14 protein-coding genes and 1 pseudogene are annotated in these 9874 nt (G+C 62.4%); 9 read left to right on the plus strand and 6 right to left on the minus strand.

Annotation, left to right across the window (positions count from 1 at the left end):
• Positions 1-75 precede the first annotated feature (75 nt).
• The 9 genes from Q1M04_RS13730 (at position 76) to Q1M04_RS13770 (ending at position 7120) form a co-directional block, all read left to right on the plus strand.
• Positions 76-1623: an NAD(P)H-hydrate dehydratase gene (locus tag Q1M04_RS13730; protein ID WP_297999306.1), complete on the plus strand. Its 1548-nt coding sequence runs from the start codon at positions 76-78 to the stop codon at positions 1621-1623.
• Between the two features lie 43 nt (positions 1624-1666).
• Complete coding sequence (locus Q1M04_RS13735; RefSeq protein ID WP_297999304.1) at positions 1667-2257, plus strand: hypothetical protein; 591 nt, start codon at positions 1667-1669, stop codon at positions 2255-2257.
• A 205-nt stretch (positions 2258-2462) separates the two neighbouring features.
• Complete coding sequence (locus Q1M04_RS13740; protein ID WP_204791495.1) at positions 2463-2831, plus strand: type II toxin-antitoxin system PemK/MazF family toxin; 369 nt, start codon at positions 2463-2465, stop codon at positions 2829-2831.
• Between the two features lie 55 nt (positions 2832-2886).
• Positions 2887-3369, plus strand: a complete 483-nt coding sequence (locus Q1M04_RS13745; RefSeq protein WP_297999302.1) for a hypothetical protein — start codon at positions 2887-2889, stop codon at positions 3367-3369.
• Between the two features lie 78 nt (positions 3370-3447).
• On the plus strand, positions 3448-3969 hold the full coding sequence (locus tag Q1M04_RS13750; protein ID WP_297999299.1) for a hypothetical protein: 522 nt from the start codon (positions 3448-3450) through the stop codon (positions 3967-3969).
• A gap of 207 nt (positions 3970-4176) precedes the next feature.
• Complete coding sequence (nrdR, locus tag Q1M04_RS13755) at positions 4177-4641, plus strand: transcriptional regulator NrdR (protein ID WP_293279161.1); 465 nt, start codon at positions 4177-4179, stop codon at positions 4639-4641.
• A 101-nt stretch (positions 4642-4742) separates the two neighbouring features.
• Positions 4743-5516, plus strand: coding sequence for a TIGR00282 family metallophosphoesterase (locus Q1M04_RS13760; protein ID WP_297999296.1), 774 nt, complete (start codon positions 4743-4745; stop codon positions 5514-5516).
• A 22-nt stretch (positions 5517-5538) separates the two neighbouring features.
• On the plus strand, positions 5539-6021 hold the full coding sequence (locus Q1M04_RS13765) for a YbaK/EbsC family protein (protein ID WP_204790583.1): 483 nt from the start codon (positions 5539-5541) through the stop codon (positions 6019-6021).
• A gap of 1 nt (position 6022) precedes the next feature.
• The gene (locus tag Q1M04_RS13770) at positions 6023-7120 is read left to right on the plus strand and encodes a DNA repair exonuclease (protein ID WP_297999293.1); all 1098 of its coding nucleotides are present in this window, start codon (positions 6023-6025) and stop codon (positions 7118-7120) included.
• Positions 7121-7576: 456 nt separating this feature from the next.
• Here the strand turns inward: Q1M04_RS13770 and Q1M04_RS13775 are convergent, their stop codons facing one another.
• The 6 genes and pseudogenes from Q1M04_RS13775 to Q1M04_RS16225 form a co-directional block, all read right to left on the minus strand.
• Positions 7577-8086: an IS630 family transposase gene (locus Q1M04_RS13775; RefSeq protein ID WP_297999291.1), complete on the minus strand. Its 510-nt coding sequence runs from the start codon at positions 8084-8086 to the stop codon at positions 7577-7579.
• Between the two features lie 104 nt (positions 8087-8190).
• Positions 8191-8424, minus strand: a complete 234-nt coding sequence (locus Q1M04_RS13780; protein ID WP_297999290.1) for a hypothetical protein — start codon at positions 8422-8424, stop codon at positions 8191-8193.
• A gap of 58 nt (positions 8425-8482) precedes the next feature.
• On the minus strand, positions 8483-8683 hold the full coding sequence (locus Q1M04_RS13785; RefSeq protein ID WP_297999288.1) for a hypothetical protein: 201 nt from the start codon (positions 8681-8683) through the stop codon (positions 8483-8485).
• A gap of 41 nt (positions 8684-8724) precedes the next feature.
• On the minus strand, positions 8725-8865 hold the full coding sequence (locus Q1M04_RS13790) for a hypothetical protein (protein WP_297999285.1): 141 nt from the start codon (positions 8863-8865) through the stop codon (positions 8725-8727).
• A 169-nt stretch (positions 8866-9034) separates the two neighbouring features.
• Positions 9035-9457: pseudogene (locus Q1M04_RS13795) on the minus strand (phage tail protein); the annotation flags it as partial.
• Positions 9367-9840 (minus strand): recombinase family protein, encoded by a 474-nt coding sequence (locus tag Q1M04_RS16225; RefSeq protein ID WP_366132113.1) that lies wholly within the window; start codon positions 9838-9840, stop codon positions 9367-9369. The gene Q1M04_RS16225 and the pseudogene Q1M04_RS13795, both read right to left, overlap by 91 nt.
• Positions 9841-9874 lie beyond the last annotated feature (34 nt).

The raw sequence follows: 9874 nt of genomic DNA on the forward strand, positions 1-9874 counted from the left end.
GTTCCCGATTGCGTTCCCGCCGGAAATCCGCTATAATCAATCTATCAAATATCGACACGCGGGAGGTACAGACACATGAAGCTGGCGGCGGCGGCGCAGATGCGGGAACTGGACCGAAGGGCCATAGAAGAGCGGAAGATTCCCTCCATCGACCTGATGGAGCGGGCGGCGGCGGCGGTGGCCCAGGCGGCTCTGGATGCCCTGCCGGATAAGCCTCAGAAGTGCCGGGCGGCGGTGTTCTGCGGCGCGGGGAACAACGGCGGGGACGGCATCGGCGCGGCAAGGCTCCTCTTTTTGATGGGCCTCAAGGTCCGGGTCTTCCTGGTGGGGGACTATAACCGCCTCACCCCCGACGCCATGGAGGAGACGGGCCGTCTCAGCGAGTGCGGCGTGGAGCTGGAGGACTTCAACCCCCAGGACAAGGCCCAGGCCGCCTGGGCCCGGGGAAGCCAGGTGGTCGTCGACGCCGTCTTCGGCGTGGGCCTCTCCCGGAACATCGCCCCGGATTCCAAATTCGCCGCCGCCGTGGACCTCATCAACTCCTGCCGCAAGGGGACGGTGATTGCCGCCGACATTGCCAGCGGCGTGGAGGCGGACACCGGGAGGGTCCTGGGACGGGCCGTCCGGGCGGACCGGACCGTCACCTTCTCCATGCCAAAAACCGGGCAGTTCGCCGGGGACGGGGCCGTCCTCTCCGGGCGGGTTACCGTCCATGACATCGGCGTCCCCGCCGCCCTGGTCCGGGAGGTTTCCTGCCCCGTCCAGACGGTGGAGGCGGACTTCGCCCGGGAGGCCCTGCCGCCCCGGAAGAAGGACGGCCACAAGGGGGATTTCGGCAAGGTCCTGGTAGCGGGCGGCTCCGTGGGCTATACCGGCGCGCCGTACCTCACGGCCTCGGCGGCGGTAAGGTCCGGCTGCGGGCTGGTGTACCTGGGGGTGCCGGAGAGCATCTGGGAGATCGAGACGGTCCGCTGTGTCTCCGCCATGCCCTTCCCCCTGGCGGACCGGCGGGGGCGGCTGAGCCGGCGGGCCCTGCCGGAGCTCCTGGAGCGGCTGGAGGGCTGCGGCGTGCTGGCCCTGGGGCCGGGGCTGGGGCGGGGGGAGTCCGTCCGCCAGCTGGTTTCAGAGGTTCTCCGGCAGACGGAAAAGCCGGTGGTGCTGGACGCCGACGGCATAAACGCGCTGGAGGGACATATAGATATCTTGGACCAGCGCCGGGGGCGGGTCACCATCCTGACCCCCCATGGCGGGGAGTTTGCCCGCATCGGCGGAAATCCCGCCGGGGACCCGGTGGGCGCGGCCCGGGCCTTTGCCCGGGAGCATGGCTGCTTTTTAGTCCTGAAGGGCCACCGGACCGTCATCGCCGGGCCGGAGGGGAACGTGCTGGTGAACACCACCGGCAATTCCGGCCTGGCCAAGGGAGGAAGCGGCGACGTGCTGACGGGGCTCATCGCCTCATTGCTTGCCCAGGGGGCCGGCCCGGTGATGGCGGCGGCGGGGGCCGTGTGGATCCACGGCCGGGCCGGGGACCTGGCGGCGGAGGCGCTGACGGAGTACTGCGTCACGCCGGAGGATGTCATTGCCGCGTTCCCCAGGGTATTTTCAGAGCTTCAAGGAAATTGAATATCAAGGAGGTTTTCCGGTGCGCCTATGGAAGTGCGTACCAATGATAACCCTGCTCTTGCTGCTGGCGGCCTGCGGCGGCGGAGACGGCGGGGACGGAGCGTCCCAAACGGCGGACCTGCGGGACCGCTATCACGACTGCGTGGGCTGTGCCATGGAGGCGGTTGTCTCCTGCGATCAGGAGGGCCTGGCCTGGGAGGCGGAGCTTCGCTGCGAGTACGTCCCCGGCGGGGAGAGCACGGTGGAGGTGCTGGCGCCGGAGGCTATCGCCGGGGTGCGGGCCGTGCTCAGCGACACGGACTGGCGGCTGGAGTATGAGGACGCCAGCCTCAACGCCGGGACCCTCGGCGACGAGGAGATCAGCCCTGCCGCCTGCCTGCCCCGGCTGATGAGCGCCCTCCGGGACGGGTGGCTGCTGGAGGAGAACCAGGAGGAGTGGAACGGCGTGCCCTGCCTCCGCCTCACCGTGGACCAGACGGGGGTGAAGGACGGGAAAATTCTCTCCACCGTTTGGCTGAACCTGGCGGACGGAACCCCGGTCCGGGGGGAAATCGCCGTAGACGGGGAAATCATTTTGACGGCGGACTTTACGAGCTTCTCCTTTTATGATACAATAGCGAAAGACGGCGCTTGACGCTCCGCACAGACCGGCCTCCCCCCGCATAGGATGACGTGGGGCGAGGACGCCGGAATTTGCCCCTCCCACGGCGAGGACGCAAGTTTGCGGGAAGAGGCGTATAAATTCCGAAACTGCGTGGGAGAATGAAAGTGGCCTCACCGAAGGGGGACGCGCTTCCCCTTTCGATGGCGGGTACTTCTTTCGGCGGAGTGTGAACTTTGTGGATACGAGTGTCAAGCGCGGCGATATTTACTATGCCGATCTCTCCCCGGTGGTGGGCAGCGAGCAAGGCGGCGTCCGGCCCGTTCTGATTATTCAGAACGACACCGGAAACCGCTACAGCCCCACCGTGATCGCGGCGGCCATTACTTCCCAGACCGGGAAGACCCGGCTGCCCACACATATCGACCTCCCCGTGGACCAGAGCTGCGGCCTGAGCCGGGATTCCGTGGTCCTGCTGGAGCAGGTGCGGACCCTGGACAAAAAACGGCTGCGGGAACGCATGGGCCATGTGGAGGAAAATGTGATGAACAAGGTGGACACGGCCATCGCGGTCAGCTTCGGGCTGCCCCACGACCAGTTGGTTTGAGGTTCCCTCCCGGCGGAAGTTCCTTCCGCCGGGAGGGCGTACGGAGGAGGTACATATGAAAAAAGACAGGTGGCTGCTGCGCGCCGTGGTCCTGCTGGCCCTCAGCGCCGCGCTGATGAGCGGCGTGTCCCTGGCGGCGGAGGCGGGTTCCCCCCAGGACCCCCTGGTGACCCTGAGCTATTTGAACGACACCTTTTTCTCTCAGCTTATGCAGCGTGTGGACCAGAGGATCGCTGAACGGACGGGACAAGCCCTTCCCGGCGGCGGGGTCTCCGCCTCCTTCGTGGTGGTGACCCTGAACGAGGGACAGACCCTCACCGGCGGCGTCGGCTGCGAGGTGATGCTGCGGGTGGGCAGCGCCGTCTGCGTCTCCCCCTCGGACCCGGGGCTCGTCGACGAGACTACCGCCTCCACCCTGGCAAACGGGGGCGCGCTGGCCCAGAACCACCTGTATATGATGACCATCGAGGGCCGGGGCGTCCGGGCCACCGCCGGGACGGTCAAGGTCCTGGCCCGGGGGAGCTATACCGTGGCCTGAATCACATAGTCCCGCCCGCTTGCGCATAGAATGGCGTAAGCGGGTTTCTATTTTATAACGGCGGGAGGGACGGCGGACATGGACAAATTCCCCTTACTGATGGACGGCAAACCCACCGGGGAGCTGACTGCGGAGCGGGAGGGGCTCTACACCTGGTTCTCCGCCCGCTGCCCCCTGCGGCCGGATGGGCTCTGGTGCGCCTGGGCCGTGGGGGACCGGGGGGAGCTGCGCCTGGGGGTGCTGGAGCCGGAGGGGGCCCAGGGCCACATCCGCCGCCGCTTCTCCGGGAGGCTCACCGCCCCCCTGGGCCGCCTCCTCCGGGGAGAGGTCCGCCCGGCGGGGGCGAAGGAGCCGGAGAACTGGGAGCCCGCCCCCGCCCCAGAGCAGCTCTTTCGGGCCCCCTGGCTCCGCCAGAGGCTGAAGGGCGCCCAGGGCGCCAAGGTCCGGCTATCGGGCGAAACCCGGTATCTGGCCCTGCCCTATGACCCGGCAAAGCCCTTTCCCCTGACCACCCTGTTCTGCTTTGCCCGCCTGAGGAGCATCGGCGGGGGGACGTATATCGTCTTCGCCTTCGACAGGCAGGACCGGCCCGTTTTTTAAGCGCGCCGCTTCCTGGAGAAGCTTTCCAGAAATAGGAAAAATTTTCGAAAAAGATTTGACAAAATTCTATCAATTTTGAAATTTCCGTGATATAATACACCCGAACGTTCCCGGGATGCCTCCGAAACCGCCCCGGGAAGTACCGAAGGTGCCCGTAGGTACGGACGCGGGCCGCCGGAAGCCCGGCGGAGAATCAGGAGGTCCTTTATGAAATGTCCCTATTGCGGCTTTAATGAGAGCAAGGTCATCGACTCCCGGCCGGCCGATGAAAACAACAGCATCCGCCGGCGGAGAGAGTGCCTTTCCTGCTCCCGGCGCTTCACGACCTACGAGACGGTGGAAAGCCTCCCGGTGGTGGTGGTGAAAAAGGACGGCAGCCGCCAGAGCTTTGACCGGGGAAAGGTCCTGGGCGGCATGATCCGGGCCTGTGAAAAGCGGCCCGTCCCCGTGGCCCGGCTGGAGAAGGTGGCCGCGGAGATTGAACAGGAGCTCCAGAACTCCATGGAGCGGGAGATCAGCACGGAGGTCATCGGCGAGCGGGTTATGGAGAACCTGCGGAACATCGACCAGGTGGCCTATGTCCGCTTCGCCTCGGTCTACCGGCAGTTTAAGGATATCGACAGCTTCATGGAGGAGCTGACCAAGCTGCTGGCGGAGCAGAACCAGCGGTAAGCAAAAGCGGCCTGCCGGAAAAATTCCGGCGGGCCGCCGTTTTTCCCTTTGCAAAGCCCCGAATCTTTGCTATACTATAGTCCTTGGATTGGAGGACGTTTATGCTGTATCACATTCTCGCCGTGGGCGATGTAGTGGGGGAGCCGGGACTCCGGCACCTGGAAAAGGTGCTGCGGCCCCTGCAAAAATTAAAGAACGTCTCGTTCACCGTGGTGAACGGGGAGAACGCCTCCGGCGTGGGGCTGACCCGGGACCAGGCGGAGCGCATCCGGGACGCCGGCGCCGACGCGGTGACCCTGGGCAACCACGCCTTCGGCAAGGCCCAGATTGGGAATCTGCTGGACGGCGCGTCCTGGCTTCTCCGGCCCGCCAATTATTCCGGCCGGGCGCCGGGCCACGGCTGCGAAATCTTCGACCTGGGGAGCGTGCGCATCCGGGTGGTGAACCTCATCGGCCGCTGCGGCCTGGCCTGGGGGGCGGACAACCCCTTCACCCTGGCGGACCGTTTGCTGGAGCGGGGAGAGGCGGATTTCACCCTGATAGACTTCCACGCCGAGGCCACCAGCGAGAAGCTGGCCCTGGGCTACTATCTGGACGGGCGGGCCTCCGCCCTCTGGGGCACCCACACCCATGTCCCCACCGCCGACGAGCGGGTCTATCCCAAGGGCACCGGCTATATTACGGACCTGGGGATGACGGGGCCTGTGGAATCCGTCCTGGGCATCGAGCCCCAGCAGTCGGTGGAGGGCTTTTTGGGAGGACTGCCTGGGCGGTACAGGAACCCGGAGGGGCCCTGCAAGATGCAGGGGGCCCTCTTCACCCTGGACAGCGCCACGGGCCTGTGCGCCTCCGTGGAGCGGATTGATATTAGATAACAAAAGAGAGGTCGTTTCACACATGTCTATCGAGAAAGTAAGAGCCTATTTCAAGCGCTTCGGCATTGAGGACCGCATCCGGGAGTTTGAGGTTTCCTCCGCCACGGTGGAGCTGGCGGCGGTGGCCGTGGGCGTGGAGGGCGCGCGGATTGCCAAGAGCCTGAGCTTTAAGGTGGAGGACAAGCCCGTCATCATCGTGGTGGCTGGAGACGCCAAAATCGACAACAGCAAATACAAGGCCCGGTTCCACACCAAGGCGAAAATGCTCACCCATGAGGAGGCCCACAGCCTCATCGGACACGACGTGGGAGGTGTGTGCTCCTTCGCTCTGCCGGAGGACGTGAAGGTCTACCTTGACGTGTCGCTGAAGCGGTTTGAGACGGTCTTTCCCGCCGCGGGCAGCGACAACAGCGCCATCGAGCTGACCTGCGGCGAGCTGGAGAAATATTCCTCTAACTTTGCCGGGTGGGTTGACGTCTGCAAGGCGTGGCAGACGGAGGGCTGATATGCTGAAATTCATCCACGCGGCGGACTTCCATCTGGACAGCGCCTTTGCCGCCCTTCCTCCCGGGCGGGCGGCGGAGCGGCGGCGGGAGAGCCGGGAGCTGGCCTTCCGGCTGGCGGACTATGTGAACGCCCACGGCGTGCAGCTGGTGCTGCTGGCGGGAGACCTCTTTGACAGCGCCGCCCCTTACCGGGAGACCGGCGAAGCTCTGGCGGAGGCCCTGGGGCGGATGAACGCCCAGGTCTTCGCCGCGCCGGGGAATCATGACTGGTGCGGCCCAGGAAGCCCCTGGGTCACAGTGGACTGGCCCGAGAACGTCCACATTTTCCGGGAGAATGCCATGACCTCCGTGGACCTGCCGGAGCTGGGCGCCGCCGTCCACGGGGCGGCGTTCACCTCCGCGGAGCAGGGAAGCGGCCTCCTGGCGGGCTTTTCCGCGCCGGAGGACGGGAGGGTTCACCTGGGTGTTCTCCACGGCGAAATCGACCCGGCGGAGGCGCGCTACAACCCGATTCGGAGGGAGGAGATTGCCGCCTCCGGCCTTTCCTATCTGGCCCTGGGACACATCCATAAGCGGGGGGAGCCGAAGCGGTACGGCGGCACGCTCTGCGCCTGGCCCGGCTGCATCGAGGGCCGGGGCTTTGACGAGCTGGGGGAAAAGGGCTTTTACGAGGGGGTAACCGACGGCGGGAGGACGGTCTCCTTGACCTTCGTGCCCTTCGCCCGGCGGCGGTATGAGGTTTTGGAGGCGGACGTGACGGGCCGCTCTCCCCGCTCCGCCGTGGAGGCCGCGCTGCCGGAAGACACGGCCAATGATCTTTACCGCATCCTCCTCACCGGCGAGACCGGGGAGGGCGGCGCGGATGCGAAGGCGCTGGAGACGGCCCTGGCCGGGAATTTTTACGCCCTGGAGGTCCGGGACCGCACCCGGGTGGCGGCGGACGTCTGGGCCCGGGCGGGGGAGGACTCCCTCCGGGGCCTGTTTCTCCGGGAGCTCCGGACCAGGTGGGACGCCGCCGGGGACGCGTCGGAGCGGGAGGCCGTCACCCAGGCGGTGCGCTTCGGCCTGGCGGCCCTGGACCACCGGGATTTGGGGTAAGGCAGATTTTAGGGGATCTTACCCGGAACATGCTCTCTAATGAAACAACGGATCGGGAAGCAGAACCCCGCTTTTCGATAAGATGGTTAAAAAAACGGGGCTTGTTCATTTTTCATCGGCGTTCAGCGAAAAAGTGAATCACAGCAGCGCCGGCCAAGCCGGTTCCTGCGGCTGCGAAAAGCATCGTATTTACGCCTGCCAGGTCAATCAGCGTCCCGCCGGCCAGGGACGCCTTTTGGCAGCATTGTACACCTCCTCAAAAAAATATCCAACTTCAAGTTGTAAGGCTTGACTTCTATTCTAAACTGCAAATATCACGGAAACATCACCGCTTCCCTCTATATCGGCAAAATAGCGGTCTGAAATGTCATAGCTTTGTAACATTTGAAAGCCGGGAGTGAGTTGCTCCCGGCTTCCATGACTAAATCTCAATTTTGACGCAACCGCTCTATGATATTACTTCCGCGCATAAAGATAGGAAAGCGTTGGATGGAAGAAAAAGCTGGACACAAGAGACGGACGAAGCTGTAATTTCCTCATGAATGACTGAATCTTATGACAGAGATCTTCCCTGGTATAGGGCAGTTGGCTTGAATGAACAGAAATCTTCAAAGCATGATTCAAGTATTCATCCGGATTGTATTCCGGAGCATAGGGCGGCAGGAAAAACACCTCGATTTTGTCCTTGTGGTGTTCCAGCCAGGACGCAGCAAGCTTGCCGTGATGGACTTTCAGATTGTCCAGGATCAGGAACACCTTCTGTTTTGAAACGCGAATCAGGCGCTCCATAAACCGGATCAGCCGCTGCTGGTTCATGGTGTCTTGATAGCGCATAAAACGAACCTTGCCCTGACTGCTGACCGCGGAGATCATATTGACCCGCTGCCGCTTCGTTTCCACCGGCAGTACGGGAGGATGGCCTTTCGGGGAAAAGCCGCGCGCTACTTCTTCTGCTGTAAGGACCATGTGGCTTCCAGCCTTTCGCCCATACTTTTTTCGTTCCAGAGAGATTTCACCCTCTCGTTGATACGCGGTCCATATTTCGCTGGCGCGATTCTGCCGTACGCCGGTTAATTCCTCGATTTCTTTCCCGTTTTCCCCATTTTCTTGAGCCGTACGACCTGCCTGCGTATCTCCTTGAGGCCTTCTCTCCCTGCTTTCCTTAAGGAAGCACTGATTAAAGCAGGTAAAAGCCAGGCAAACAGGGCCGCCTTGGCCTCCTCTAAGGTGTCGTATTCCCGGCCAGGGCAAACCTCCCAGGGGGCCCAGTTGTGGACGCGGAACTGAATCACATAGCATTTCATAACAGCTCCTTTCAAAATCAGGGCTTGTCCATCAGAGCCCGCCGACGGGCTCCCGTCGTTATGCGGACCCGGAAATCCCCTTTTTCAGCGCATGGTTCACATAGACCTGAAGGATTCGCTCATCCGCGGCAGCTTTGTCAGCGGCGGTCATATTCCGGCAGCAGGTATCCATGATGTAACAGGTACAGCCCTCGGTTTTTACGATCTTACGGCAGTCCTCCATATTGGGGACAAAGGGGAACGGGCCCAGTTTCGGCATATGTATCACCTCCCTACACTCTACGCCGGCGGGAGCTCGTCCTATGTGCTCCGGCCCGCCGCCAGACGGACCTCGGTAAACGCTTTGGTCAACTCCTCTGCAATCTCCATAAGCCGATGGTCTGGACGCTTCTCCCAAAACCGCTCCATACGGTTAATGCACCGCATTACCGCCGTCTGCAAGCTGCAATCCTCCACGGTCGGCAGCAGAGCCGCCGCTACCTGGGAGGTCTGGCAACCAACCAAACTGCCCGCACCATTTTTAGGCTATATCACAACAAAATAGGTATAACAACCTAACCGGGCGGGGTTTTCTCGTCCGGTTAGAACATTTGTATTCACTTTCAGCCGGTCAAGCTGCCCGTTGCTCTTCGTTGAACAGGTCGCTTGCCGACTTCCACCCAAGCAATTTCCGTGGGCAGTTGTTCATCCACCGTTGCAGGGCTTGGCTATAAATCTGTGTTGCTCCCTGGGCGTAGGTCTGCTCTATCCGTTGGCGGTCCGCCATATCGGCCAGGGAGGAGGCGATCGAGGTCTCCTTGTTCGCCACGACCAAAGAGGACCGGGTCGCGTCCTCATAGTCCCGCTTGATCTCTGTTATGAACGTGTCCACGGTCTCCCCGATCTCCGGGTAAACCATGCGGAGCCGTTTCCCGACCTCGGCCTTGTCAAAGTCGGAGGCGGTCATTTCCTGGTATCCCACGGAATAGGAGACGGCGGGCTCCTGGAGCTCCCAGAGCATAGCCTCCGCCGCGGCTTTGAGGGAGGACGGGTCCTCATACCGCCGATACGTTTTTCGGGAGGATTACGGGCGATTTTTTTGCTCTTGAATGAGGGCTTGGAATACTTGAAATTCGTTGTCTGTCCTAAATAGGCGTCCTGCGCTAAAATGCCCGATATAGTCTCACCACGCCATAAACAAGGATTATCGGGGTGGTATCTCCCTGCCCGGCCTGTCCTCTGGAAGATGATAGTACCAGGAGTGGGTATCTCACGTTCCTTGAGTATTCTCGCAATCTTCCCGGTGCCATTGCCCTCAACACAAAGCTGGAAAATTAACTTGACTATGGGGGCGGTTTCCTCATCAATTACGAGTTGTCCAGTCTCGTCTTTGATATACCCATACGGAACAATGCCGCCCAGCCGCTGGCCAGACATACCTTTATTGCGGAAAACCGCCCGTACCTTTTTG

It is taken from the genome of uncultured Oscillibacter sp., from assembly GCF_950073225.1.
Classification (GTDB): Bacteria; Bacillota; Clostridia; order Oscillospirales; family Oscillospiraceae; genus Oscillibacter.

What these genes read in the sequence shown, in the direction of transcription:
- Q1M04_RS13730 (WP_297999306.1), top strand. Translation starts at nt 76, where the DNA reads ATGAAGCTGGCGGCGGCGGCGCAGATGCGGGAACTGGACCGAAGGGCC.
- Q1M04_RS13735 (WP_297999304.1), top strand. Translation starts at nt 1,667, where the DNA reads ATGATAACCCTGCTCTTGCTGCTGGCGGCCTGCGGCGGCGGAGACGGC.
- Q1M04_RS13745 (WP_297999302.1), top strand. Translation starts at nt 2,887, where the DNA reads ATGAAAAAAGACAGGTGGCTGCTGCGCGCCGTGGTCCTGCTGGCCCTC.
- Q1M04_RS13750 (WP_297999299.1), top strand. Translation starts at nt 3,448, where the DNA reads ATGGACAAATTCCCCTTACTGATGGACGGCAAACCCACCGGGGAGCTG.
- nrdR (WP_293279161.1), top strand. Translation starts at nt 4,177, where the DNA reads ATGAAATGTCCCTATTGCGGCTTTAATGAGAGCAAGGTCATCGACTCC.
- Q1M04_RS13760 (WP_297999296.1), top strand. Translation starts at nt 4,743, where the DNA reads ATGCTGTATCACATTCTCGCCGTGGGCGATGTAGTGGGGGAGCCGGGA.
- Q1M04_RS13765 (WP_204790583.1), top strand. Translation starts at nt 5,539, where the DNA reads ATGTCTATCGAGAAAGTAAGAGCCTATTTCAAGCGCTTCGGCATTGAG.
- Q1M04_RS13770 (WP_297999293.1), top strand. Translation starts at nt 6,023, where the DNA reads ATGCTGAAATTCATCCACGCGGCGGACTTCCATCTGGACAGCGCCTTT.
- Q1M04_RS13775 (WP_297999291.1), bottom strand. Translation starts at nt 8,086, where the DNA reads ATGGTCCTTACAGCAGAAGAAGTAGCGCGCGGCTTTTCCCCGAAAGGC.
- Q1M04_RS13780 (WP_297999290.1), bottom strand. Translation starts at nt 8,424, where the DNA reads ATGAAATGCTATGTGATTCAGTTCCGCGTCCACAACTGGGCCCCCTGG.
- Q1M04_RS13785 (WP_297999288.1), bottom strand. Translation starts at nt 8,683, where the DNA reads ATGCCGAAACTGGGCCCGTTCCCCTTTGTCCCCAATATGGAGGACTGC.
- Q1M04_RS16225 (WP_366132113.1), bottom strand. Translation starts at nt 9,840, where the DNA reads ATGTCTGGCCAGCGGCTGGGCGGCATTGTTCCGTATGGGTATATCAAA.